Origin of the sequence: Streptomyces sp. NPDC051776 (genome assembly GCF_040681345.1) — a bacterium.
GTDB lineage: Bacteria > Actinomycetota > Actinomycetes > Streptomycetales > Streptomycetaceae > Streptomyces.
The window spans coordinates 1-25915 of the sequence record NZ_JBFAYQ010000038.1; the positions used below are offsets into that span (position 1 = coordinate 1).

Annotated in this window: 18 protein-coding genes and 2 tRNA genes; 11 read left to right on the top strand and 9 right to left on the bottom strand. The window is 69.9% G+C overall.

Going from position 1 to position 25915, the window contains the following annotated elements:
• Positions 1 to 137 precede the first annotated feature (137 nt).
• Positions 138 to 3461 carry a S8 family serine peptidase gene (locus AB0M26_RS24450; RefSeq protein WP_365263967.1) on the bottom strand — a complete coding sequence of 1108 codons (3324 nt, stop codon included), beginning with the start codon at positions 3459 to 3461 and terminating at the stop codon, positions 138 to 140.
• A 561-nt stretch (positions 3462 to 4022) separates the two neighbouring features.
• Between AB0M26_RS24450 and AB0M26_RS24455 the strand changes: the two genes are divergently transcribed.
• Positions 4023 to 5768, top strand: coding sequence for a TIGR03767 family metallophosphoesterase (locus AB0M26_RS24455; RefSeq protein WP_365263968.1), 1746 nt, complete (start codon positions 4023 to 4025; stop codon positions 5766 to 5768).
• Between the two features lie 44 nt (positions 5769 to 5812).
• Here the strand turns inward: AB0M26_RS24455 and AB0M26_RS24460 are convergent, their stop codons facing one another.
• Positions 5813 to 6844 (bottom strand): hypothetical protein, encoded by a 1032-nt coding sequence (locus AB0M26_RS24460; RefSeq protein WP_365263969.1) that lies wholly within the window; start codon positions 6842 to 6844, stop codon positions 5813 to 5815.
• Positions 6845 to 7384: 540 nt separating this feature from the next.
• Positions 7385 to 10018, bottom strand: coding sequence for an aminopeptidase N (pepN, locus tag AB0M26_RS24465; RefSeq protein ID WP_365263970.1), 2634 nt, complete (start codon positions 10016 to 10018; stop codon positions 7385 to 7387).
• 158 nt (positions 10019 to 10176) lie between these two features.
• Between pepN and AB0M26_RS24470 the strand changes: the two genes are divergently transcribed.
• On the top strand, positions 10177 to 10842 hold the full coding sequence (locus tag AB0M26_RS24470; RefSeq protein WP_365263971.1) for a DsbA family protein: 666 nt from the start codon (positions 10177 to 10179) through the stop codon (positions 10840 to 10842).
• Between the two features lie 196 nt (positions 10843 to 11038).
• Here AB0M26_RS24470 and AB0M26_RS24475 read toward each other — a convergent pair whose 3' ends face one another.
• Both AB0M26_RS24475 and AB0M26_RS24480 read right to left on the bottom strand, forming a co-directional pair.
• The gene (locus AB0M26_RS24475; protein ID WP_365263972.1) at positions 11039 to 11680 is read right to left on the bottom strand and encodes a superoxide dismutase; all 642 of its coding nucleotides are present in this window, start codon (positions 11678 to 11680) and stop codon (positions 11039 to 11041) included.
• A 143-nt stretch (positions 11681 to 11823) separates the two neighbouring features.
• Entirely contained in the window at positions 11824 to 13137 is a 1314-nt protein-coding gene (locus tag AB0M26_RS24480) for an amino acid permease (protein ID WP_365264012.1), read from the bottom strand.
• A 559-nt stretch (positions 13138 to 13696) separates the two neighbouring features.
• Here AB0M26_RS24480 and AB0M26_RS24485 point away from each other — a divergent pair.
• Positions 13697 to 14284, top strand: a complete 588-nt coding sequence (locus AB0M26_RS24485) for a biotin transporter BioY (RefSeq protein ID WP_365263973.1) — start codon at positions 13697 to 13699, stop codon at positions 14282 to 14284.
• Between the two features lie 144 nt (positions 14285 to 14428).
• Here AB0M26_RS24485 and AB0M26_RS24490 read toward each other — a convergent pair whose 3' ends face one another.
• Positions 14429 to 15895, bottom strand: a complete 1467-nt coding sequence (locus tag AB0M26_RS24490; RefSeq protein ID WP_365263974.1) for an amino acid permease — start codon at positions 15893 to 15895, stop codon at positions 14429 to 14431.
• A 174-nt stretch (positions 15896 to 16069) separates the two neighbouring features.
• Here AB0M26_RS24490 and AB0M26_RS24495 point away from each other — a divergent pair, with 174 nt between their 5' ends.
• Together AB0M26_RS24495 and AB0M26_RS24500 are read left to right on the top strand one after the other, a co-directional pair.
• Positions 16070 to 16558: a ribose-5-phosphate isomerase gene (locus AB0M26_RS24495; protein ID WP_365263975.1), complete on the top strand. Its 489-nt coding sequence runs from the start codon at positions 16070 to 16072 to the stop codon at positions 16556 to 16558.
• A 7-nt stretch (positions 16559 to 16565) separates the two neighbouring features.
• A complete protein-coding gene (locus AB0M26_RS24500) occupies positions 16566 to 17381 on the top strand; it encodes a DNA-formamidopyrimidine glycosylase family protein (RefSeq protein WP_365263976.1) in 816 nt (271 codons plus the stop codon).
• Between the two features lie 70 nt (positions 17382 to 17451).
• On the opposite strand, the gene AB0M26_RS24505 is transcribed toward AB0M26_RS24500, so the two are convergent.
• Entirely contained in the window at positions 17452 to 18696 is a 1245-nt protein-coding gene (locus tag AB0M26_RS24505; RefSeq protein ID WP_365263977.1) for a GNAT family N-acetyltransferase, read from the bottom strand.
• 115 nt (positions 18697 to 18811) lie between these two features.
• Here AB0M26_RS24505 and AB0M26_RS24510 point away from each other — a divergent pair, with 115 nt between their 5' ends.
• Entirely contained in the window at positions 18812 to 19972 is a 1161-nt protein-coding gene (locus AB0M26_RS24510; protein ID WP_365263978.1) for a PP2C family protein-serine/threonine phosphatase, read from the top strand.
• Between the two features lie 382 nt (positions 19973 to 20354).
• On the opposite strand, the gene AB0M26_RS24515 is transcribed toward AB0M26_RS24510, so the two are convergent.
• Positions 20355 to 21539 carry an acyltransferase family protein gene (locus tag AB0M26_RS24515; RefSeq protein WP_365263979.1) on the bottom strand — a complete coding sequence of 395 codons (1185 nt, stop codon included), beginning with the start codon at positions 21537 to 21539 and terminating at the stop codon, positions 20355 to 20357.
• A gap of 362 nt (positions 21540 to 21901) precedes the next feature.
• Here AB0M26_RS24515 and AB0M26_RS24520 point away from each other — a divergent pair, with 362 nt between their 5' ends.
• Positions 21902 to 22096 carry a hypothetical protein gene (locus AB0M26_RS24520; protein WP_365263980.1) on the top strand — a complete coding sequence of 65 codons (195 nt, stop codon included), beginning with the start codon at positions 21902 to 21904 and terminating at the stop codon, positions 22094 to 22096.
• Between the two features lie 289 nt (positions 22097 to 22385).
• Here the strand turns inward: AB0M26_RS24520 and AB0M26_RS24525 are convergent.
• Positions 22386 to 22456 (bottom strand) — tRNA-Gly (locus AB0M26_RS24525).
• Positions 22457 to 22596: 140 nt separating this feature from the next.
• On the opposite strand from AB0M26_RS24525, the gene AB0M26_RS24530 reads away from it, so the two are divergent.
• The 4 genes from AB0M26_RS24530 (at position 22597) to AB0M26_RS24545 (ending at position 25852) form a co-directional block, all read left to right on the top strand.
• A tRNA-Pro gene (locus AB0M26_RS24530) sits at positions 22597 to 22673 on the top strand.
• 144 nt (positions 22674 to 22817) lie between these two features.
• Entirely contained in the window at positions 22818 to 24251 is a 1434-nt protein-coding gene (gene tig / locus AB0M26_RS24535) for a trigger factor (RefSeq protein WP_365263981.1), read from the top strand.
• Positions 24252 to 24509: 258 nt separating this feature from the next.
• A complete protein-coding gene (locus AB0M26_RS24540; RefSeq protein WP_365263982.1) occupies positions 24510 to 25127 on the top strand; it encodes an ATP-dependent Clp protease proteolytic subunit in 618 nt (205 codons plus the stop codon).
• Between the two features lie 65 nt (positions 25128 to 25192).
• Complete coding sequence (locus AB0M26_RS24545) at positions 25193 to 25852, top strand: ATP-dependent Clp protease proteolytic subunit (RefSeq protein WP_365264013.1); 660 nt, start codon at positions 25193 to 25195, stop codon at positions 25850 to 25852.
• Positions 25853 to 25915 lie beyond the last annotated feature (63 nt).

Sequence of the window (25915 nt, forward strand, 5' to 3'; positions counted from 1 at the left end):
TATCTCCGTCTGGGTTTTGCCTTGGTGTCACGTCCGAATCCCCGTCGCGTGTCCCCGGCGGGGCGGGTGCCCGCCCCGGCCACCCGCCCCGCCTCTGAAATGGCCCGCTCACGGGCCGCCGCAGCTCCTGCCGGAAGCTACGGCGTGACCTTCTCGATCCGGACGCTGCCGACGCCCGCCGCGGTCCCGCGGCCGTTGACGAGCTGGACCTCACCGAAGAACTGCCGTCCCTCGGGCGCCGGGCTCCCCACCACAACCTGGGCGGCGACCTGCGCCGAGGCGCCGTTGGCGAGCGCCACGGCCTTCGACTCGTCGACCTTGACCTCGCCGAGCGAGGGCGCGAAGTACACGTCCCGGTAGTCGTACTCGGTGGTGCCGGCCGGGACCGCGTAGCCGATGACCTCGAAGGTGTAGGTGCCGGCGGCCGGCTTGTCGAGGCTGACCGTCTCCTCCGAGTCGCCGTCCGCCGACGAGCCGACCAGCTCGCCGTCGCGGTAGACGTTCAGGTCCAGGTCGGCCGCGTTGTCGGAGACGCCGCCGATGGCCACGTCGAGCCGTTCGACGCCCTCGCCGACCGCAAGCTCGGTGGTCTGCGTCTCGCCCTCCTTGATCGACGGACGCGCGGACTTGGACGAACCGAGCGAGCCGCCCTTGAGCTTGCCGTCGATCGCCGCGAAGCCGTTGGTGACCTTCCACTCGACCGGGGCCGGCGTGCCGACCTTGGCTTCGGGGAGCGTCTTCACCTCGGGGTCGAAGGACGCCCCGAGCGCGGTGACGTCGAGCTTGTACGGGTTGTCGAGCAGCGGTGAGGTGCGGCGCGCCTCGACCTCGATCTCCCAGACGCCCGGCTGCGGGTCGGCGTAGCTGCGCAGGTCCGGACGGCAGGTGTTGGCGGGGTTGTCGTAGTTGTTGTAGCAGTTCGGTGTGGAGGTCGGATCGACCGGGACGCCGTAGGGGTGGACGGCGATGAAGCGGGTCTGGCTGGTCTTCTTCAGTCCGCCGATCGTGACTTCGAGGGTCTTGGCGCCCTCGGGCACCGTCACGAAGTACGACTTGGAGCTGTTGCGCTGCACAGTGCCGGAGGTCGGGACGGTGTACCCGGGCTTGGCGAGCGGCGTGGCCACCACCACGGTGGTCATGATCTGCCGGTCCACGCCCTCGGTGCGCTCGTCGTCCACGGTGAGGATCGCGCTGTGCAGTCCGGCGGTGGCGGCCTTGGCCTCGACCCGGACGGTCACCGGCTTGTTCAGCGGCAGGTCGGCCTCGTCGTAGCTCGCGAGGCGGAAGGTGCCGTCGTTGTTGGCCAGACCGATCTTGTGGCGCACCGCGCGGTCCGGGCCGGAGGTGCGGGTGACGGTGATGTCGTACGTCTTCTTCTGGTTCGCCTTGAGGCCGCCCTCGCGGTCGTAGAGACCGGTGCCGAAGCCCGGCTCCTTGAGCGCGAAGTCGATGGCGGTGTCGACCGGGGCCTTGACCGTGTAGTCATGGGCCGAGGCGTTGTTCCGGATGGACTTCCAGGCGCCGAGGATGTCGATCAGGCCGGAGCCCTCCTCGTACGCCTGAACTCCCTTGATGTGCTTGGCCGTGCTGGTCAGCGCGGTGCGCAGCTTCGTCGGCGGCAGCTCGATGTCCTTCTGCTTCGCGGCGGAGAGCAGCAGCGCGGAGGCGCCGGCGGCCTGCGGGGAGGCCATCGAGGTGCCCTGGAGCATGCCGTAGCCGGCCGGGAGGGTGTAGCCCGCCTCGGCGACCGGGGCGCCCGGCATCCAGGTCTGGATGGTGTTGATGGAGGCGCCGGGGGCGGAGATGACCGGTGTGAAGCCGCCGTCCTCGCGCGGGCCGCGCGAGGAGAAGGGCATCATGCTGTAGCTCTTCTCCACCTGTGAGCCGTAGTTGGCGGCCCAGGTCTCCTTGGAGACGGTGGCGCCGACGGAGATCACCTTGTCGGCCAGGCCCGGGTCGCCGATGGTGTTGGCGCCGGGGCCGCTGTTGCCGGCGGATATGACGAGTTGGACGCCGTAGTCGTCGATCAGACGCGTGTAGAGCTCGGCGCGCGCGTTGTTGCCGTCGTTGAGCGCGGGCAGGCCGCCGATGGACATGTTGACGATGTCGACGCCGCGTTCGGTGACGAGGTCGATCATGCCCTCGGTGAGTGCGACGTTGGTGCAGCCGCCGGTCCAGGTGCAGGCGCGCGAGGAGACGAGCTTGGCGCCGGGCGCCGCGCCGTTCATCTTCCCGCCGAAGAGGCTGTGGGCGGCGGTGATGCCGGCGACGTGCGTGCCGTGCTCGGACTCGATGATGCCGATGTTGACGAAGTCGGCGTGTCTGCCGACCCAGTCGCCGCCGTACGGGTCCGTGGGGACGTCCTTGCGGATCTCCACGACGAACGGAACGCGCTCGGCGACATCGGTCGACGGGTCGTCCTTGCCGAAGTACGCGACCTGGTGGCCATCCTTGTACGGCTTCATCACCTCGTCGTCGGTGAAGTCGCCGTTGTCGTCGAGGTCGACGCGTACGGTTCCCGCGGCCGGGTCGTAGAGCACACCCCACAGGTCGGTGGTGTCGCCGTCCCGGTTGAGGTCGCCCTTGGCGTCGCCGCCGGTGCTGGCCGACTCGCGGAAGACGTTGACCTGGTACGAGCCGGCGGGAGCCGTCCACGTACGCCCGTTGAAGGTGAACGTGGGCCCTTCGACCGGGTTGGTCATCCGCCGCCAGGTGGCGTCGGCGTCCACGATCGGGTCGGTGGCCGTCACCCAGTCGACGATCTTGCGCTCGCCGGTGGTGGTCTTCTGCAGCGCGGGATGACCGAGGTCCACGCCGGAGTCGAGGATGCCGATGGTCACGCCCCGGCCGTCCGCCTTCGGGTTCTGCTTCACGAAGTCGACGGCTCCGGTCTCGAAGGCCGGCTGGTACGGGTTCTTGGCCGGGGTGTTCTCGTCCGGCGCGGGATGGGTGCCCTTCGCCTTCACCGCCGCGCCCTTGGCCCGGTCGGCCTTGGGCGTCGGGTCGTCCAGCTCGATCTCCTGCCGGAGGTCGATGGCGTGGACGCTGGAGAGCTTCTTCGCCCCGGCGATCGCCGCGTCGGCCTTGCCGGTGGGCACGGTGGCGCGCACGTACCCCAGCTTGTCGTCGGTCCGGCCGACCGAACCGCCCTTGACCGCGTCGAGCCGGTCCGCGACCTGTTCGGTCCGGCCGGGTGCCGTGGCGATCATCAGGGTGACGTTCTTGTCGCCGTCGGCCTTGGCCTCGGCGAGGAGGTCGGCGTCGGCCGAACCGAGCTTGTCGTCCGCCGACTTGACCGGGGCGGGCGCCGGGGCGGCCGGGGCGGGGTCGCTGTCCGCGGCCAGTGCCGTGATCGGCGCGGCGGCGAGGGCGGCCACCAGTCCCGCGGCGATCGCGATCCGTACCGTGCGTCTCGGCCCGGGTGCGGGCGACTCGGGTATCGAAGGTGAAGGCATGGTCATCCCTGCTTCTCAAATGGAAAAGGGGGTCCGGATTTCGGAACCGGATGACCGAACTTTTATGTAAGGGACCGGTGTTTGGGGAGAGTTGCCCCACACGCAATGACCCCGTGGCACATTTCCGCCAGCCGCCACCGACCCCAAAGTGCAGCCAATGCGGGCAAGTCGACCCGCATATGGTCACCCGTGGTCGTCATCCGTACCGGCGCCGTGGCCGACAGGGGGCGCGCCCGACCCTCACCCGGTGCTTCCGGTGCGGGCCTCCGGCGCTCCGCGCGAGCTGTGGCGGCGCTCCGCGCGGGCAGCGGCGGCGTTCCGCAAGGGAAGTGGCGGTGCTCCGCGGGGATCCGGTGGAGCAAGCGCGTACCCGGCGGAGTGAACACCCGGTGAGCACCGGATCTCCGGCGTGCGAGGAGCGGATGGCGGTCCGTGGCGAACGTGATCCATGTGCCGTGATCGGCGTCGCTCGTTTCTGCTCCGTTCAAGCTCAAGCCACCCCGAGTGCCAAACATCCCAGAGGCGGGGAACCCCGCCCGCGACCCACCGCACTCGGGGAGAAAGCGCATGTCCAGGACCACGTCCGCCGCCTCCGCCCTCGACCGCCGCTCGCTGCTCGCGGCCGCCGGCGCGGTCGGCGTCTCCGCGGGGCTGGGCCTCGCGTTCGGTCCGGCCGGCGGTGAAGCCGAGGCGTCACCGCCCCCGCGGGCCGGCGGCGCGGGGCAGCGCGCCGTTCGGGCCGCACCCGGCGCGCCCGGCCGCCCGGCCGCGCCGTCGACCGCCGGCACCACACTCCGTACGGTCTCCGCCCCGCGCGGCACCGGCGGCTACCGGCGGCTGACCGGTGGACCCGCCTGGGTCCGGGTCGTGCGCACGGAGACGGCCGCCGCGGGGTCCGGCCGAGAGGACCGCCGTACGGCCCTGGCCTCCTTCGTCCAGTTCACCGACCTCCACGTCGTCGACGTCCAGCACCCGCTGCGCTACGAGTACCTGCGCTCCCGGACGGCCAGCGCCTGGCGGCCCCAGGAGGCCCTGTCCGTCGCAGGCGCGGTCTCGCTCGTCGAGCGGGTGAACTCCCTGCGCGGCGGCCCCGTCACCGGTGCCCCGCTGTCCTTCGTCATCACCACGGGCGACAACACCGACAACAACTCCCGCACCGAGCTGGACTGGTTCCTCACCACGATGAGCGGGGGCCGCATCGTCCCCAACTCCGGTGACCCGAAGGTCTACGAGGGCGTGCAGGACAGCGGTCTGAGGCTGTACTGGCAGCCGGACTCCGCCGTGCGCGACAGCGACAAGCGGCTCGGCTTCCCGCGCATCGAGGGCTTCCTCGACGCCGCGATCCGCGCGGTCAACAGCCCCGGCCTGCGCATGCCCTGGTACTCCACCGTCGGCAACCACGACAGCCTGCCCGGCGGTTGCTATGCGCCCGGCCGCGGCTTCTTCGCCGACTTCGCGGTGGGCGGCCGCAAACTGGAGACGCTGCCGGAGGCCGAGGGCGCAGCCTTGTGGAAGGCGGTGAAGAAGGGGCTCGACCCCGCGGGCGAGAACTTCCAGGAGCTCCTGAAGAAGTACGCCCCGAAGATGCGCAGCGTGACGCCCGACCCGGGCCGGGCCCCCTTCACCCCGCGCGAATATCTCCAGGCCCACCTCGACCCGCGGTACAAGGGCGCGGGTCCCGTCGGTCACGGCTACACAGCGGCCGATCTCGACGCCGGCCGCCTGTACTACACCTTCCGCATCTCCGACGACGTCATCGGTATCTCTCTGGACTCCACCGACCCCGGCGGACACTACGAAGGCTCCCTCGGTACGGCCCAACTCCGCTGGCTGGAGCGCACGTTGGAGCAGCACCGGGGCGACTGCGCCCTCATCTTCAGCCACCACACCAGCGCCTCGATGCGCAATCTCCGCCCCGACCCGGAACGGCCCGGGGAGAAGCGGCACGGCGGCGACGAGCTGGTCTCCGTACTGAAGCGCCACCGCAACGCCGTGGCCTGGATCAACGGCCACAGCCACATGAACCGGATCACTCCGCACGGCACCTTCTGGGAGATCTCCACGGCCTCGCACATCGACTTCCCCCAACTCGCCCGGATTGTCGAGCTGGTGGACAACGGAGACGGCACCCTGTCGCTGTTCACCACCCTCATCGAGTCGTCCGCCCCGTACCGTACGGACTTCACCGACCTCTCCCAGACGGGTCTGGCGGCGCTGTACCGCGAACTGTCCTTCAACGCGCCCGGGACACGGTCCACCCTGGCGGGCGACCCGGCCGACCGGAACACCGAGCTGCTGCTGAAGAAGCCCTGAGCCCGCCTCCTCACCGGGGACGCGTGGTCGCCGGGGCGCCCTCTTCACCTGGGGAGCACGATCACATACTCCGCTGGCTCCCGGTCCCCCGCCGACATCAGCGCCGTGCGGACGACGGCTGCCTGCTGGTCCATCGCCTCCCGCAGCTTCTTCGGGGTGGTGTGCACGACGGTGATGCCCAGCCGCTCCAGGCGCTCACGCTTGCGCGCGCCCTCCGCCCATGCGGTGTTCTCGTCCTGGCGGGGGGAGCGGGCGTCGATCGCCAGGGCCACCGAGCAGTCCGGCCAGTACGCGTCCACGCTGCCCAGGTGCGGGCCGCCGGGCAGGCGCAACTCGACGTTCCACAACGGCTCGGGGAGACCCGACGACCGGACCAGCTCGTAGAGCCGGCCCTCGGCCAGAGCCCTGCCCTCGGCGAGGAGAGTGTCGACGGCGTCGATGACATGCGGGCGCGAGAGCAGCCGTGCGCGGCTCAACTCACTGACGACGGCGCCGGGTTCGCAGTGCCCTCCCCGTACGGCCTCGGTCAGCAGGCGGCGCACGGCGGTGGCGCTGGAGAGCTGTGCGACGGCGTCGGCCAGAGCCCGCGGCACCGGGACGACGGGCAGTCCGGTGATCTCCTCCGGCTCGGGCAGCTCGCCGGAGCGCAGGATGCGGGCCAGTCCCGCGGAGCGGACCCGGCGGGTCCGCGGTACGAGCACGTCGATGCGTTCCAGGGCGCGCAGCGGGGGTGTGGAGGAGAAGCCGTGCAGGGTGAGTGCGGCGAGACCGCTGATCATCGCCGTCTCCCCGGAGCCTTCGGCGGATGGAGGCGCACCCGGGCGCAGACCGGTCGCGGGAGGGCGGTCGGCGTACAGCAGGGCGGCGTGCAACCGCTCCTCGCTCGTGGGCGGTCCGGGGTGGAGCAGGTAGACGCCGGGCAGTAGGCGCTGCCAGCAGCCGCCGGGGCGGGTTCGCTCGGCGGCGTCGGCCGAGGAGATGCCGTGCTCGCGAAGCTGACGAAGCGACAGAACGCGGCGCTGGGCGTCGGAGAGGTGGCGCAGGGGGCGGGGGGAGAGAGGGGTGTTGGAGTTCATGACCCGCCGATTCCCGTCGGCCTGCCGCCCGCTAACCGCTGTTACACGCTCGTCGATAAACCCGGACAGTACCGCCCTAAAGTACGGGCGTTCGATTGCCGAGAGCGGTTCCGCCGAACGGGGGTTCCGGACGGCCGGTCACCGCTCCGTCCCTGGCGGGAGGGGTTGTGTGCAAGGTTGTCGGTCGCGCCGGGGCGCCTTCGGTCGCGGACATGCCCGCGTTCTTCGGCGTGCGCCCCGGCGTGAGGGGTTCGCGGAGCGCACCCCATCGGCTCCGCGCGCCCGCGTTGGCTTCCTCAACGTCAAGCGCCCGTAAGGGAGTTGGTCGACCTCGGTTCTCGAATCACTGCGTACCCGGGTGTTTCCGGCGGTGAACGGCCGGTGACCGCGGACACCGGCCGATAGCCACCCGCCTCAACAGGAGCCCAACGCCAGCCGCTCTCCAGGGCGTTGAAGGGCGGCGGGGCCTGCCGCGTCCGTGCGACGGCCCGGCACGGCCGTCCTACGGACAGACGTCTCACCTGTCGTGCGACAAACGTCTCATGTCCCGGCCGCGGCAACCTTCGCGTCGCAGTCCTGCGCGCGCACGGCCCGTGCCAGGTCGTCGTGCGCCTCGAGCACCAGGCGCCGGAGCGCGGACGGCGCGTCCGGGTGCTCGTCCAGCCACACTTGGGACATCTCCAGTGTCCCGCGGTCGTCCTGGAGCGACGGGTAGAGCCCGCGGACGATCGCCATCGCGATCTCGATCGACCGCTCCTCCCAGACCCGTTCGATCGCGGCGAAGTACCGCGGCGCGTACGGCGCCAGCAGCTCCCGCTGCCCCGCCTGGCAGAGGCCCGAGATCGTCGCCTCAACCAGCGCGTTGGACAGTTCGTCGGATTCCACCACGTCCGCCCACGCCCGCGCCTTCACCTCGGCGGAGGGGCGTGCGGCCCGACAGCGCACCTGGTGCCGTTTGCCGGACGCCGTGTCGTCCCGCGCGAGTTCGGCGTCGATCACGGACGCGTCGGCATCGCCCTGCGCGGCCAGCGGCTCCAGAAAGGTCCAGCGCAGCTCCTGGTCCACGTCCAGCCCGTCGATCCTGGCGGTGCCCGCCAGCAGGCCGTTCAGCAACTGCCGGTCCGCGTCCGAGGACGCGACGTGCGCGAAGAAGCGCGCCCACGCGAGCTGGTGCCCGCTCCCCGGGGCGGCCAGGCGCAGTTCGCGCAGCGCGCCCTCGGCGAGCGCCCGGCCGCCCTCCTCGCGCCACCCGGGTGCCGCGTAGTGGGTCAGCGCCGACTGGGCCCAGGCGTGCAGCATCTGCAGTACGCCGATGTCGCTCTCCCGTCCGGCGAAGCGCAGCACCAGGTCCACGAAATCGCGGGCGGGCATCAGCCCGTCCCGGGCGAGATTCCACAGCGCGGACCAGCACAGGGCGCGGGCCAGCGGGTCGCCGAGGTCCCCCAGGTGCGCCCGCAGCGTGGCGAGCGAGTCCTCGTCGAAGCGGATCTTGCAGTACGTCAGGTCCTCGTCGTTGACCAGGATCAGATCCGGCCGCTGGGCCCCGGCCAACTCGGCCACGACCGTACGCGGCCCGGCGACGTCAGCCTCCGCGCGGGCGTACCGGACCAGCGCCCCGACGTCGGAGGCCTCACGCCGGTAGAGCCCCACGGCGACACGGTGCGGCCGGAGCGTGGGGTGCGCCTGAGGAGCCTCTTGGAGGACGGCCAGTTCGGTGATGCGGCCCTCGGCGTCGTAGGTCGCCTGCGGGGTGAGCGTGTTGACGCCCGCGGTCTGCAACCAGGCCCGCGACCAGGCGGACATGTCGCGCCCCGAGGTCTCCGCGAGCACCTCCAGCAGATGCTCGAGCCGGGTATTGCCGTACGCGTGCCGCCGGAAGTAGCGCCGGGCGCCCTCCAGAAAGGCGTCCCGCCCGACGTAGGCGACGAGCTGCTTGAGTACCGAGGCGCCCTTGGCGTAGGTGATTCCGTCGAAGTTGAGCTTGGCGTCCTCCAGATCACCGATGTCGGCCGTGACCGGGTGGGTGGAGGGGAGCTGATCGGCGCGGTAGGCCCAGGACTTGCGGCGGTTGGCGAACGTGATCCAGCCGTCGGTGAATCGGGTCGCCTCGACCAGTGAGAAGGCGCCCATGAAGTCCGCGAAGGACTCCTTCAGCCACAGGTCGTCCCACCACTCCATGGTGACGAGATCGCCGAACCACATGTGCGCCATCTCGTGCAGGACGACGTTGGCCCGGTGTTCGTACGAGGCCTGGGTGACCTTGCCGCGGAAGACGAACTCCTCGCGGAAGGTCACACAGCCCGGGTTCTCCATCGCGCCGATGTTGTACTCCGGCACGAACGCCTGGTCGTACTTCCCGAACGGATACGGGTAGTCGAAGTGGTCGTGGAAGAAGTCCAGGCCCTGCTTGGTGACGGTGAAGATGTCGTCCGCGTCGAAGTGCTTGGCCAGTGAGCGCCTGCAGAGCGCGCCGAGCGGGATCTCCAGGGCCGAGCCGTCCGGCAGCTCGCGCCGGTAGTGGTCGTGCTCGATGTGGTAGGGACCGGCGACGACGGCCGTGATGTACGTGGAAATGGGCTGGGTTGTCATGAAACGCCAGGTTGCGGAGGACTCCCCGACCGGTTCCGGATCGCCGTCCGCCGCCCCGTTGCTCAGCACCGTCCAGTCCGCGGGGGCGGTGACGGAGAAGGCGAAGGGTGCCTTGAGGTCCGGCTGCTCGAAGCCCGCGAAGACGCGCCGGGCGTCCGCCGGCTCGTACTGCGTGTAGAGGTAGACCTCACCGTCCTCCGGATCCGCGAACCGGTGCATCCCCTCACCCGTCCTGCTGTACGCGCACTGGGCGTCGACGGTCAGGACGTTCTCGGCGCGGAGCCCCTCGAGGGCGATCCGTGCTCCGTCGAAGACAGCGGCGGGGTCCAGCTCCTGTCCGTTGAGAACCACCGAGGTCACCGATGGTGCGACCAGATCGGCGAAGGTGGACGCGCCGGGCTCCGCGCAGCGGAAGCGGATCGTCGTCACCGACCGGAAGGTGCGCCGGCCCTCGCCGGGACCGGGGGCGGACGCGGAGCCGGCGCCGATGGCCGACCGCACGTCCAGTGCGACCTCGTACCCCTCGACGGACAGCAGCCGGGCCCGCTCGCGGGCCTCGTCACGGGTCAGGTTCTCACCGGGCACGGCGGCTCCTCAGCCAGTCTCACATTCCGAACGCCCGTCATCGTGTCACGCGGCTGCGGGCCACGGGTACGAGGCCCGGCGGGAATGCCAGGGCCACCGTGCACCGTTGACTTGAGCGACCTGTGCGACCGTTCGGGTAGTGATCACGAGGAGCATTTGTGACAGATTCCGGCAAAACCCTCCCGTCGACCTCTTCAGGGGCAACCCCGGTCGACTTCTGGTTCGATCCTCTCTGTCCGTGGGCGTGGCTGACCTCACGCTGGATGCTCGAGGTCGAGAAGGTGCGGCCGGTCGAGGTGCGCTGGCATGTGATGAGCCTGGCCGTCCTCAACGAGAACAGGACCGAGGAGCTGCCCGAGGCCTACCGCGAGATGATGGCCACCCGCGCGTGGGCCCCGGTCCGCGTCGCGATCGCGGCCGAGCAGAAGTACGGCAACGGGGTGCTCGGCCCGCTCTACACCGCGCTCGGCACCCGCTTCCACAACCGGGGCGAGGGCCCCACCCCGGAGGCGATCGCCGGAGCCCTGGAGGACGCGGGCCTCCCGGCCGATCTGGCCGACTTCGCGGACTCGGACGAGTACGACACCGAGCTGCGCGCCTCTCACCGCGAGGGCATCGGGCTGGTCGGCGAGGACGTCGGCACGCCGGTGATCGCGCTCCCCGGCGCCGATGGCGACCGCATCGCGTTCTTCGGGCCCGTGGTGACCCCGGCGCCGAAGGGTGAGGCGGCGGCAAAGCTCTGGGACGGCACCCTGATGGTCGCCTCCACCCCCGGATTCTTCGAGATCAAGCGGACCAGGACGGTCGGCCCATCCTTCGACTGAGCACCCTCCGGAGGCCGCCCGAGCGGTGGAACTCCGATGCGGGAGAGCCCCCGCGCGTCACGTCCGCGCGGAGGGCTCTTCCTCTTTTCTCCGCCCGCAAGGTGAACGGTGAGAAGACGATCACGCCTGCAGGAGGCCTCGGCGGGTCCGCGGACCGGCGGCCCCGGTACCTCGGGGAGGGCGGATGGCCGGGGGTCTACGGCGCGACCAGCAGCCCGGTCGCCCGCTCCTTCGCCGCCGCGTAACGGGCCGCCACATCCTGCCAGTTGACGACCTTCCACATGGCCTCGATGAAGTCCACCTTCTGGTTCCGGTACTGCAGGTAGAAGGCGTGCTCCCAGGCGTCGAAGACCAGGATCGGGATGCTGCCCTGGCCGACGTTGCCCTGGTGGTCGTAGACCTGCTCCACGATGAGGCGGCCGCTCAGCGGCTCGTAGGCCAGGACGCCCCACCCAGAACCCTGCGTGGTGGCGGACGCCTTGGAGAGCTGGGCCTTGAAGCGGTCGAAGGAGCCGAAGTTCTCGGCGATGCCCTCGGCGAGCTCGCCCACGCCGTCCTTGTCCAGCGGCTCGCCGCCACCGTCACCGCTCATGTTCTGCCAGTAGATGCTGTGCAGGATGTGGCCGGACAGGTGGAACGCCAGGTTCTTCTGGAGTCCGTTCACCGACCCCCACTCGTCCTTCGTGCGGGCCTCTTCGAGTTGCTCCAGCGTGTCGTTGGCGCCCTTGACATAGGCGGCGTGGTGCTTGTCGTGGTGCAGCTCGATGATCTCGCCGCTGATGACGGGCGCCAGCGCCGAGTAGTCGTACGGCAGCTCAGGAAGTGTGTAGGTGGCCATGCCAACGCCCTTCGAAACACTTATTGCAATGAAGTTGCAACTGCACGATACCAACAGCAAGCACGGAACTGCGGCAGGAGCGGACACGAAAGGTCCCCGCACGCGGGGCGTGCGGGGACCTGGTGGGCCTGAGGTGCGGACGGTCAGGATCGCCGTTCCGCCGACGCCCGCCGGCGTACGGAGCCGATGAGGGCCAGCACCACCGCCAGGCCGCCGGTGAAGTAGAGCTGGGTACGGGTGTCTCCCTCGCGCAGCATCAGCAGCAGGATGGCCACCACCCCCGCCAGCGCCAGCCAGGTCAGATACGGGTAGGCCCACATGCGGACCGTCAGCTTCTCCGGGGCCTCGCGCTCCAGGCGGCGGCGCATGCGGAGCTGCGCGACCGCGATGAACCCCCAGACCACCAATACCGCGGCACCGACCATGTTCAGCAGCCACTTGAAGACGGTGTCCGGCCACCAGTAGCTCAGCAGCACGGCGAAGAAGCCGAAAGTGGAGGACGCGAGCACCGCGCGGCGCGGGACGCCGCCGCTGACCTTGCCGAGGGCGCGGGGGCCCTCGCCGCGGGCGACGAGGGAGTACGCCATGCGGGAGGCGCCGTAGATGTTGGCGTTCATCGCGGACAGCAGGGCGACGAGGACGACCACGTTCATGATCTGCCCGGCGGCCGGAATGTCCAGGAACTCCAGGACGGCGACGTACGGGCCGTCGCCCACCACGGACTTGTCGTCCCAGGGGATCAGCGTGACGATCACCAGCATCGAGCCCACGTAGAAGAGGGCGATCCGCCACATCGCCGTGCGCACGGCCTTGGCCACGCCCTCGCGCGGGCGCTCGGACTCGGCGGCGGCGATGGTGACGGTCTCCAGGCCGCCGTAGGCGAAGACGGAGGCTAGGAGGCCGATGACCAGGCCGTTGACGCCGTTGGGCAGGAAGCCGCCGTCACCGGTGAGATTGGAGGTCCCGGGCGCGTCGGTGCCGGGCAGGATCCCGAGGATGGCCAGCGCGCCGAGTACGAGGAAGGCGGCGATCGCCGTGATCTTCAAGGCGGCGAACCAGAATTCGAACTCGCCGAAGTTGCTCACCGCGGCCAGGTTCGTACCGCAGAACAGGGCCATGAAGAGGGCGACCCACATCCATGACTCGGTGCCGGGCAGCCAGCCCGTCATGATCTGCGCGGCGCCGATCGCCTCGGCCGCGATGCCCACGCACAGCAGGACCCAGAACATCCAGCCTGCGGTGAAGCCCGCCCACGGTCCGATCGCGCGCTCGGCGTGGACCGAGAAGGAGCCGGAGGCCGGGTTGGCCGCCGACATCTCACCGAGCATGCGCATCACGAGCAGTACGAGCAGCCCGGATGCGGCATAGGCGAGCACAATGGCGGGGCCGGCGGCGGCGATGCCGGCGCCCGAGCCGATGAAGAGGCCCGCGCCGATGACTCCGCCGAGGGCGATCATGGACAGGTGGCGCTGCTTGAGGCCGTGCGAGAGCGGGGTGCCGCTCTGTGGGGACTCATCGGTCGTGCCCTGTGGGGGTGTGGGCCCGACGGACGTGGGGGTCCGGTCCATTGGCGTGCCGTCCATTGGTTGAGGCGACAGAGAACCGCAACAGTCTGGTGGTCTGCACCGCTCAGTGACAAAACGATCTCCGGATACGACCGCTATCCGGACACCTCGGTGACCAGGCGCGGTTGCGCCACGGCGGTACGCGAAACCGTGCAACGACCCAGTGGGCGACGGGCTTTGGTGGAACACAACAGCGGAGCACAGGCCGTCTCCCGCGCCGAGTCGATGCCGCACGGACGCCCGTCCGGCGCCGGACGCACCTGAGCGGTATCACTTGACCTGCCTCAACGGCCCGTATCCAAGCGGTCGTTCGGTTCCCTGCCGTGCTCCGGAACCGCCAAGGACTTGAGGGTGCGTTTGTCGACTGCCCACGGTGATCGGGCCATTGCAGCTGGGTTAACGTCACGGTGTGTCAACCGTCCCGTCCCTTCTCACCCGCGGAGCCCACGAGATGAGCACTGCCGCCGCCACCAGCCGTCCCGGTACGGTCCTCGCGGACCTGCTGCCGGCCACCACCGCCGGCCGCGCCCGCGTCCGCGACGCCGCGCTGGTCTGCGGCGGTGCCGCGCTCACCGGCCTCGCGGCCCGGATATCCGTGCCCGTGCCCGGATCCCCGGTGCCCGTCACCGGCCAGACTTTCGCCGCACTGCTGGTGGGCGCCTCGCTCGGCGCGGGGCGCGGCTTCCTCTCTCTCGCCCTCTACACCCTGGCGGGAATGGCCGGAATGCCGTGGTTCGCGGGCGGGGCGGGCTCGGCCTCCTTCGGGTACGTCCTGGGGATGCTGCTGGCCGCCACCGTCGTGGGGGCGCTCGCCCGGCGCGGGGGCGACCGCGGCCTGCTGCGCACCGCGGGGACGATGGTGCTCGGCTCGGCGATCGTCTACGCGGTGGGAGTGCCGTATCTGGCGGTCGCTGCGCACCTCTCGCTCGGCGAGGCGGTCGCCGCGGGCCTCGTCCCCTTCCTCATCGGTGACGCGGTCAAGGCCGCGCTGGCGATGGGCGCGCTGCCCGCCGCCTGGAAGCTCGCCGGGCGCGAATGATCCGGGAGACCACGCCCGAGAACGGGCCGTGGCCCGCACCCGTTGCGATCGGCCGTGCGATCGGGTGCGGGCCACGGCCCGTTGTGCCGTCCGCCGCGTCGCCTCCCGCGCGGGGCGGGGAGGCGCGGCACTGCGGTCGGGGTCCTACGAGCGGGTGAGTGCCTCCGCGTCGTTGTCCTTCGTTCCGCCGGAGCCCGAGCCGACGCGCTCGCGCACCAGGGAGATGCCCACGACGATCGCCGCGACGAGCAGGGACAGCAGAACCTGCTTGCGCCCGGCGTCGTCCGTGAGCATGTAGACCAGCACGAACGAGATCATCGCGATCGTCGCCCAGGTCAGGTACGGGAAGAGCCACATCCGTACGGTCAGCTTCTCCGGCGATTCGCGCAGGATGATCCCGCGCATCCGCAGCTGGGTGATGCAGATGACCAGCCAGACGAAGAGGGCCACCGCACCGGATGAGTTGAGCAGGAACTCGAAGACAGTGTCCGGCCACCTGTAGTTGAAGAAGACCGCGACGAAGCCGAAGATCACCGAGCCGACGATGGCCGCCTGCGGAACGCCCTTGGCGTTCGTCCGCGCGAAGGCCTTCGGCGCGTCACCGCGCTGCCCGAGCGAGAACGCCATACGGGAGGCGGTGTAGAGACCGGAGTTGAGGCAGGACAGCACGGCGGTCAGCACGATGACGTTCATGACCTGGCCGGCGTGCGGGATGCCGATCGAGTCGAGCGCGGCGACGTAACTGCCGTGCTCGGCGATCGCCTTGGAGTCCCAGGGCAGCAGCGTGACCACGACGAAGATCGAGCCGAGGTAGAAGACGGCGATCCGCCAGATCACGCTGTTGGTGGCCTTGGTGACCGCACGCCGCGGGTTCTCCGACTCCCCGGCGGCGAGGGTGACGATCTCGCTGCCCATGAAGGAGAAGACGACCAGCAGCACACCGGTGAGGACCGCGCCGGGGCCGTTCGGCAGGAATCCGCCGTGCGAGGTCAGGTTGGCGAGACCGGCCGACTCGTTGTCCGAGCCGGGCAGCACGCCGAAGACGGCGAGGCCGCCGATGAGGATGAACGCGGCGATCGCGACGACCTTGATCCCCGCGAACCAGAACTCGAACTCACCGTACGAGCTGACCGAGGCCAGGTTCGTGGCGGTGAGCACCACCATCACGATGAGCGCCCAGGCCCACTGCGGTACGGCCGGAACCCAGCCCTCCAGGATCACTGCACCGGCGGTCGCCTCGACCGCCAGCACCACGACCCAGAAGAACCAGTAGAGCCAGCCGATCGAGAAACCGGCCCAGCGGCCGAGCCCGCGGTCGGCGTACTCGGAGAAGGATCCCGAGGTGGGGTTGGCCGCGGCCATCTCGCCCAGCATGCGCATGACGAAGACGACCATCACGCCGACCAGGGCGTACGACAGGAGGATGCCGGGGCCCGCGGCGGCGATGCCGGAAGCCGAGCCGACGAACAGGCCGGCGCCGATGACGCCGCCGATGGCGATCATGGAGAGGTGTCGGTTCTTGAGACCGGCCTTCAGACCGTCGGGGGAGGTGCCGCCCTCGGGGGTACCCGGGGCGGCCGACGTCTTCGTGGCCGTGGGTTGCGCGCTCATGTGCAACGATCCTTTGGCTCTGGGGTTACGAGCTCCGCCAGTGAAACGTAGGGGAAGCCAGCGGAAAACCTTTGAATCCAGAACGTTATCTTTGAGATTCCCTTGAGATGTGGCAGAAACGTCCCGCGGGACCCGAGCGCGCCTGCCCAGTTCTCCTCGTGCCACACTCGGATCATGCGCGTCTACCTCGGCTCCGATCATGCCGGTTACGAACTGAAGAACCACCTCGTCGAGTGGCTGAAGGCCCACGGCCACGACCCCGTCGACTGCGGCCCGCACATCTACGACGCCCAGGACGACTACCCGCCGTTCTGTCTCCGCGCGGCCACGCGGACCGCCGGGGACCCCGGCAGCCTCGGCATCGTGATCGGCGGCTCCGGGAACGGCGAGCAGATCGCCGCCAACAAGGTCAAGGGCGTACGTGCCGTGCTGGCCTGGAGCGAGCAGACCGCGGCGCTCGGCCGTGAGCACAACAACGCCAATGTGATCAGCGTCGGTGGGCGCATGCACACCCGGGACGAGGCGACCAAGTTCGTCGAGATCTTCCTGAACACCCCTTACTCCGGCGAGGAGCGCCACACGCGCCGCATCGCCATGCTCACGGAGTACGAGAACACCGGCCAGCTGCCTCCCGTCCCCGCTCACCACCCGCAGGAGGGCTGAGCGCCGGATGCCGGAGGGGCACACCATCCACCGGCTGGCCGCCGACCACTGCGAGAGGTTCGGCGGCCGGTCCGTGCGGGCCACCAGTCCGCAGGGCAAGTTCGCGGACGGTGCCGCACTCGTCGACGGCATGGAACTGGCGGAGACCGACGCCCACGGGAAGCACCTTTTCCTGGGCTTCGGGGCGGTCGGCTGGATCCACGTCCACCTCGGCCTGTACGGCACGTTCCGCTTCGGCGACGGGCCCGCTCCCGCCCCCGTCGGCGCGGTACGGCTGCGGCTCGCCACCCCCGAGGCCTACGCGGACCTGCGCGGCCCGACCGCCTGCGAGTTGATCACGGACGGCGAGAAGGAGGGGGTCCACGACCGGCTCGGCGACGACCCGTTGCGCACGGGGGACGACGGGGCGCGCGCCTGGGCCCGCATCGCGCGCAGCCGTACGCCGATTGCCGCGCTGCTCATGGACCAGAAGGTCGTCGCGGGTGTCGGCAATGTCTATCGCGCCGAGGTCCTGTTCCGGCATGGAATCGATCCGTACCGGGCAGGACGAGAAGTGTCCGAGTCGGAATGGGACGCGATCTGGGCGGACTTGGTGACGCTCATGCAGGACGGCGTACGGGACAACCGGATCGACACCGTCCGGCCCGAGCACACGCCCGAGGCGATGGGCCGCCCGCCGCGCGTCGACGACCACGGTGGCGAGGTGTACGTCTACCGCCGCGCCAGGCAGCCCTGCCACATCTGTGGCGGCGAGGTCCGCACCGCCGACCTCGCCGCCCGCAATCTCTTCTGGTGCCCGGCCTGTCAGCCGCCGCGGGTGTAGACCGCACCCCAGCCCCCGGGACCTGCACGCGGCGCCGGAGGCGCGCAACACGCCCGTGCCGGGCCCGGGTTCAGAATCCGTGCGGCAGCCAGGGCTGGACGTCGCACGCGAACGCCACCGACGCCTCCCGCAGCGCGCCCTGCCGCAGTTCCCGCACCCGCCCGGCCGCCGCCAGCTCGGAGAGCGTGATCCCGCCGAGATAGGCGGCCCCCAACTCCTGTACGGACAGGGCCAGATCGGCCGGCTCCCCGGTCCGCCGGCAGACGGCGCCGTCCTTCGCGTCGGCCGTCAGCCGCCAACGCCCTTCGTTCCAGGGGCAGAAGGAGTCGGTGACCTCCAGCACGACATCGGCCCGCGTCGTGTACGCCCGCGACTCCAGCGCCGCGCCGACCTCCACGAGGCGCACGTGCAGCGAATCGCGGATCCCTATCCTGCAGCGGCGGATGTCGGATGCCAGATGCAGCAAGGGGTCATCCACCGGACGGTTCCGGAACGTCACCGTCGACGTCAGATCGATCCCGAACAGGAACTGCCACAGCGCCGCGTACGCAGCCGGGTCCGGAGCGCAGATGTCGCGCAGCACGACGACGCCCTTCGCGCCGGCCGCGTCCCACTCCGGCTTGATCGCGTATCGCGCATAGCCCACGATCTCGCCGTCGTCCTCCGCCACAACGCACTGCAGGGGCGAAGCGCCCGCACGCTCCGACTCGGGATCCAGCAGCGGCAGCCGCTCCCAGCCCGGAAGCCGCGCCAGCATGCCGGGGCGCAGCGGGACCGAGGCCGCGTACACCGCCTCGCACGCGTCATCCACCGCGGCGGGATCCGCCAGGCGCAGCCGCAGTTCGTCCGTTTCCGGCGGGACCGCCAGCCGGATCCGGTGGGTGTCCACTTCCGCCGTCATCTGCCGCGTGGCGATCCCGTAGCCGAAGCGGCCGTAGATCTCCGGCTCAGAGGCGGTCAGCACGGCGAGCGGCTCTCCCCAGGCCCGTACGTCGTCCAACTGCCGCCGCATCATGGACCGCAGCACCCCGCGGCGCCGGTGCGTCGGGGCAACACCGACCATCGTGACGCCGGCCGCCGGGACCAGTCCTCCGCCCGGCACCGTCAGACGGAAGCTGAACGCCCCGGCCGTGCCCACGCACGCCCCGTCGTCCCAGGCGCCGATGGAGCGCTCCGACTCGGTCAGCTCGCGCCACAGGGAGCGCTCCTCGGAGGACTCGGCGACCCAGCCGAAGGCACGGGTGAGCGAGTCGTACCACTCGTCCCACTCGGCGGATCGCAGCACGCGCAGCTCAGCCGCCACTTCTGTCGTCATAAGCCATCCCTATCAGCGCATTCCTGGACGTGCGAGCGCATTTTCCGTACGAATGTGCCTCACCCTGCGGCCGACGGTGCACAGCGGTGGCCCAGGTGGATAGGGTCCCGGTGCAATGGCACGCGTCGTGGGAGCAGAGACCCTGACGGCCCGGATGCGCATGAGGTGGCACCGGGTCCGGGTCGGTGTGCGCCGCGCGGGCGTCGACTACTTCCGCGGCGACGGATCCGACTGGATCGCCCTCGCCGCGCTCGCGCTCACCATCCCGGGGATCGTGGCGGGAACCATCGCCGTACCCGACTGGTGCCCGCCCGCGACCCTCGTCCTCCCCGTCGTCCTCGGCGGACTGCTGCTGCGGCCGGCGAGCCTGCTGCTGCTGTACGGCGGCTCCGCGGTGGGGCTGATCCTCGAGGCGGCGATCCTCGGCCCGTACAGCCAAGGCCCCTCGCGCGTCACCCCGGGCACCATCCTGCTGGTCGGGGCGGTCGGCTTCGTGGGACTGATCATCGCCCAGTTCCGCAGCCGGGTCGGCGTTCCGTGGCGGCGCGGCGGCACGATGCTCTTCGACCTGCGCGAGCGCATCCGGGTGCAGAGCAAGCTCCCGAAGCTCCCCGCCGGCTGGCATCGCGAAATGGCCCTCCGGCCCGCAGGTGGACAGTCCTTCTCCGGCGACTTCGTCGTCGCGGCCCGTACGAACGGCGGCCGTACCCTCGAGGTCGTCCTCACCGACGTCTCCGGCAAGGGCATGGACGCGGCCTCGCGCGCCCTGCTGCTCTCCGGGGCCTTCGGCGGGCTGCTCGGCTCGCTGCCGCCGCACCAGTTCCTGCGGGCGGCCAACGGCTATCTGCTGCGCCAGGACTGGCAGGAGGGCTTCGCCACCTCCATCCACCTCGTCCTGGACCTGGACAGCGGCGACTACGAACTCCTCTCCGCCGGCCACCTGCCCGCTCTCCAGCGCAGCGCCGGTACGGGCACCTGGGAGCAGAAGGCCGGCGAGGGGCCGCTGCTCGGGGTGTACGACGGTGCGCAGTTCGACCCGGTGAAGGGGACGCTGCGCCCTGGTGATGTGCTGATGCTCTTCACCGACGGTCTCGTCGAGTCCGCGGACCGCGATCTGACGGAGGGCATCGACCGCCTGACGGGCGCCGCGGACCGCTACATCACCGCGGGGTTCCAGGGTGCGGCGTGGCACCTGATAGAGGCGGTGGCGAGAGACGTCAACGACGACCGCGCGCTGTTGCTGCTGTGCCGCGAACGGGGCTCGTACGCGGCGTAGGTCCAGCGGCAGACGTCGCTCTGCCGGCGCCGAGTCGCTGGGGCCCGTCTGCCGGGGCCCATCTGACAGGTCCCGTCCGCCAGGTTCCGTCTGCCACGTTCCGTGACAGGGCCCGTGCCAGGCTCAAGGGGCCGCGCGGCCGGGGGAGTTGCGCCCTGGGCGGCCGGGGAATGCGTTGCGCGGCCCTGGCCTCCCCGTGTACCGCAGCCACGTGCTCGCTGTCGGGATCCGCCGTCCCGGGGGGCAGCGGCGATCCGCCCCCGGGCCAGCAGTGACCCCTGGGGAAGCGAAGGGGCTGCGCCACAGAACGGCCCCGGAGCGGGCTCCGGGGCCGTTCGCACGGGCGGTGTGTCGCAAGGGCGGTGTGCGGCGGATCGCCGCCTCAGGCGGCCTTGGCCGTCTTCGTACGGTCGCGCGCCAGCTCGGCGGCGTCCTTCTTGAAGGCCCACTCCATCCGGGGTTCCATCGCGAAGCGGAACATCCGCTGCACCGGCCGGGTGCAGAGCACCGTGACCACGGCCGCGGCGATGATGGTGACCGCGATGGCGCCGAGCGGCGTCCGCAGCCACTCGTACGTGTCGAACCAGCCCCAGAAGCGCGAGCCCTTGGCGAGGAAGCCGTGCAGCAGGTAGCCGTACAGCGTCCCGGCGCCCAGCGCCGTGAACCACATCTTCCGCCGCGGCACCCAGGCGAAGAAGCAGGCGACGAGGACCATCGAGCAGCCGAAGAGTGCGAGCGTCATCACCAGGCCGCTCCACCACGGCGCGGTCAGCTCCTGGGCGCTGTCGCGGTGGTAGAACCAGGCCGAGGACATGCGCGGGGCCGCCCAGTAGGCCACGACGGTCGCGGCGGCCATGATCGGCACGGACAGGATCCTGACCTCGCGCCGCCGCATCATCTGGAAGTGCTCGGGCTTCATGACGAGGCCGATCACGAAGAACGGCAGGAACTGCAGCACCCGCTGGAGATCGAGGTCGTCACCGATGTCCGGCGAGACCGAGGCGAGACCGGCGATGGCCAGCGCGAGCGCCACCGGCCAGCGCACCATCTTCCACAGCGGAGTGGTCAGCCGCCACACGAACAGGGCAGCCAGGAACCAGGTCAGATACCAGGGGTCCAGCAGGCTGATCGGTTGCGTCGGATCGTCGTCCGCCCAGCGCTTGAAGAAGGTGTAGGCGACCTCGAAGAGGATGTACGGCACGGCGATCCCGGACACCAGCCGCTTGAGCCGGTCCGGCCGCATGTCGAAGCTGCGGGAGAAATAGCCGGAGATGATGATGAACGCCGGCATGTGGAACCCGTAGACGACCATGTAGAGCGCCTCGGCTGCGCGGCTGCCGTCGGTGAGCGGCTCCCAGGAGTGGCCGCAGGCCACCAGAACGATGGCCAGGTATTTCGCGTTGTCGAAGAACGCGTCGCGCTGCTTCGCGGTACCGGGCTGCTGTGAAGTGTCCGGTTTGTCGCGTACGGGCGGGGATGAGGCGGTTTCCTGCTTGATGTCCGACGGTTCCCGGGCCGGGGGAAGGGGCGTCCGCCGATAGCCGTGCGGGCTCAGTGAGTTGGTCACAGGCCCTCCCACCAAGAGCTGGGGGAGACGATTCGCGACCTCACTGCACATGCGGGGGTCAGAGCAGCGTGGAACATCTGAGGCACGATAGCGCCGGGTGCTGAATCCGTAAAACCTTCCCGGCTATGCCCGTCAAGCGTCCGTTCTATCACGGCTAGTCCTACTTAAAACGGTCAAATCCATCGACTGGTGGACGGCGTCACGGGGCTGGAACAGTTGGCCGACGAAGTGTCACCGGGGAGCATTACTGGCCGTGTTGGTGGCACGATGGTGAAAGTGGGGGGTGGCCGGGCATGCTCCCCGGGCCGGTATGACGATCCGGCCGAGCCGGTGTGGCGTTCCGACCGAAGGTGTGATCCGTTGTGGCCATTTCGCTGTCCGTGGTGGTGCTGTTGGCGATCGTCCTGGTGGTCATGATCCGCTCAGGTTCGATCAAGACTGGGCCTGCCATCGTGGCGGCACTGTTCGGATTCTTCGTGGCCTCGACCGACATGGCCCCCTCGATCAATCGCTTTCTGAACTCCATATCGGAGACCATCAGCCAGATCAATCTCTGAAACGTTCCGAATCGTTCTGATTCCGAACGCTCCGAGCGTGCGCCGCCGCGCACTGCGGAATCCACCTCCCTGTGGAGCGGGGTCGTGTGCGCGGGGGTGTGCGGGCACCGGGCATGTGGGCGCGCGGGACCGGGGCACGTAACCAGCGGCCAAGGACACGTACATGACCACGTGCGTGAGACGGACACGGGACGCCCTCCATGACGTACGCGCCGTACGCCGAAAGACCTCCGGCCCGATCCGGCGCGCCTCCCCACGGGAGCGCGCCGGATCGGGCCGGAGGTCGCTGAGCGGGCGACGGGAATCGAACCCGCGTAGCCAGTTTGGAAGACTGGGGCTCTACCATTGAGCTACGCCCGCGTGCGCCGGACGGTCACATGGAGTCGGCCGCACGGACTGCATGTTAGCGGTTCCCGGGGGTCCCGCGCACACTCGATCCCGGCCCCTCGAAATGCGGCGGCCGCACCTTGGCTGGGCATGTACCCTACGTGTCGCACCAGCGGGGTGTGGCGCAGCTTGGTAGCGCGTCCGCTTTGGGAGCGGAAGGTCGTCGGTTCGAATCCGGCCACCCCGACCATCAAGATCACCTTGTGGGGCCCGTCCCGCTTGCGGTTACTATGCAAGCTACGTGCCCGTGTGTCTCTCTCCGGGCGCGATCCGCCGAACTCGGCCGTGCTGAGACGGCAGAAACCCGAAATTCAGCCCCCAAGGAGACCCAACCGTGAAGAGCGCCGTGGAGACCCTGAACCCGACCCGGGTTCGGCTCACTGTCGAGGTGCCCTTCGAGGAGCTCAAGCCCAGCCTCGACGCGGCGTACAAGAAGATCAACCAGCAGGTCACGGTGCCCGGTTTCCGCAAGGGCAAGGTGCCCGCGCGCGTCATCGACCAGCGTTTCGGGCGTGGTGCGGTGCTCGAGGAGGCCGTCAACGACGCGCTCCCGAAGTTCTACACCGAGGCGGTCAACGAGGGTGAGCTGAACCCGCTGGGCCAGCCCGAGGTCGACATCACCGAGCTCAAGGACAATGAGCTCCTCGCCTTCACCGCCGAGGTCGATGTCCGCCCGGCCATCGAGATCCCGGACTACTCCGGCATCGAGGTCGAGGTCGACGCCGTCGAGGTCTCCGACGAGGACGTGGAGAAGTCCGTCGAGCAGCTCCGAGAGCGCTTCGCCTCCACCACTCCGGTCGAGCGTGCCGCCGCCGACGGCGACGTCGTGACGATCGACCTCGAGGCCAAGGTCGACGGCGAGGTCCTGGAGGACGGTGTCGCCAAGGGCGTCACCTACACCATCGGTTCCGGCGAGCTCCTCGACGGCATCGACGAGGCCCTCACCGGCGTCGAGGCCGGCGGCTCCGCCACCTTCACCTCCGAGCTCAAGGGCGGCTCCGCCGCGGGCAAGGAGGCCGAGGTCAAGGTCGACCTCGCCACCGTCTCGGCCCGCGAGCTGCCCGAGCTGAACGACGAGTTCGCCCAGATGGCGAGCGAGTTCGACACCTTGGAGGAGCTGAAGGCGGACAGCCGCATGCGCCTCGAGCAGATGAAGAAGTACGACCAGGCCACCCAGGCCCAGGAGAAGGTCCTGGACGCCCTCATCCAGCTCGTCGAGGTGCCGATCCCCGAGAAGCTCCTCGAGGAGGAGATCCGCACCCGTAAGCACAACCTGGAGCACCACCAGCTCGGTCAGATGGGCCTGGACCTGGAGGCGTACCTCAAGATCCAGGAGAAGACCGCCGAGGAGTTCGACGCCGAGCTGAAGGAGCAGGCGGAGAAGGGCATCAAGACCCAGTTCGTCCTCGACGAGCTGGTGAGCAAGGAGCAGCTCAACGTCGGCCAGGAGGAACTCACCGAGCACCTCATGCGCCGTGCCCAGTCCTCCGGCATGAGCCCCGACCAGTTCGCACAGGCCGTGGTCGAGGGCGGCCAGGTGCCGATGCTCGTCGGTGAGGTCGCCCGCGGCAAGGCCCTCGCGGTGGTCGTCGAGGCCGCCACGGTCAAGGACACCAACGGCGAGATCGTGGACCTGGACGACGAGGACGAGACCGGCGAGACGGTCGAGGCCGGCGCCGAGGGCGACAGTGGCGCCTCCGAGGAGGCCGCCGCGCCCGCCGAAGCCGCTGAGGCCGCCGAGACCGCGGAGGGCAAGTCCGAGGCCTGAGTCTCGGCCGACCACCCGTCGACGGGCCCGGACGCGTACGCCGCGTGCCGGGCCTGTCCCGCCTCGCCGCCGGGCCGCGCGGCGCCCACCGGAACCGCCCGTACGGGGGGCCTGCGCTCACAGCGAACAGTTCCCCATGCGGGATGGCCGCCGCCGACCAGCGCGTTAGGGTCCGTAGATATGAGGGCAGGGGAGTCCCCGCGCCCAGAAGAAGACGCTGACGGCGCGCTGCCGTCAACCAATCGAGCAGGTGGATACGTGACGAATCTGATGCCTTCCGCCGCCGCCGGCGAGCCGACCTTCGGTGGCCTCGGCGACCAGGTCTACAACCGACTGCTCAACGAGCGGATCATCTTCCTCGGCCAGCCCGTGGACGACGAGATCGCCAACAAGATCACGGCGCAGCTTCTCCTCCTTGCGGCGGATCCGGACAAGGACATTTACCTCTACATCAACTCCCCGGGCGGCTCGATCACGGCCGGCATGGCGATCTACGACACGATGCAGTACATCAAGAACGATGTCGTCACCATCGCCATGGGCCTCGCCGCCTCGATGGGGCAGTTCCTGCTGAGCGCGGGCACGCGCGGCAAGCGCTTTGCGCTGCCGAACGCCGAGATCCTCATTCACCAGCCGTCGGCGGGCCTGGCCGGCTCCGCGTCGGACATCAAGATCCATGCCGAGCAGCTCCTGCGCACCAAGAAGAAGATGGCGGAGCTCACCTCGCTGCACACCGGCCAGAGCATCGAGCAGATCACCCACGACTCCGACCGCGACCGCTGGTTCTCCGCGGAGGAGGCCAAGGAGTACGGCCTGGTCGACGAGGTCATGGCCACGGCGACCGGCATTCCGGGCGGAGGCGGCACCGGCGCATGAGCGCCCGCCCCGTGACCCGCAGCCGACCCCAGCCCACTGATCGCCTCCAGGATGTGAACACCCAGATGAACAACTTCCCCGGTAGCGGCCTGTACCAAGGCCCGGTCGCCGAGTCCCGCTATGTCGTTCCGCGCTTCATCGAGCGCACCTCCCAGGGCGTGCGCGAGTACGACCCGTACGCGAAGCTCTTCGAGGAGCGCGTGATCTTCCTGGGTGTCCAGATCGACGACGCCTCCGCCAACGACGTCATGGCGCAGCTCCTGTGCCTGGAGTCGATGGACCCCGACCGGGACATCTCCGTCTACATCAACTCGCCCGGCGGCTCCTTCACCGCGCTCACGGCCATCTACGACACGATGCAGTTCGTGAAGCCCGACATCCAGACGGTCTGCATGGGACAGGCGGCGTCCGCCGCGGCCGTGCTGCTCGCCGCCGGCACGCCCGGCAAGCGGATGGCGCTGCCCAACGCCCGCATCCTGATCCACCAGCCGTACAGCGAGACCGGCCGCGGCCAGGTGTCCGACCTGGAGATCGCGGCCAACGAGATCCTGCGGATGCGCTCGCAGCTGGAGGAGATGCTGGCGAAGCACTCGACCACGCCGATCGAGAAGATCCGTGACGACATCGAGCGCGACAAGATCCTCACGGCCGAGGAGTCGCTCGCGTACGGCCTGGTCGACCAGATCGTCTCCACCCGCAAGAGCTCGGTCGGACTCGGCGGCTGACGCCGCACTGTCGACAAATCCCCTTGGGTCGGTCACGGTCAAGTGAACCGGCCCAAGGGGGGC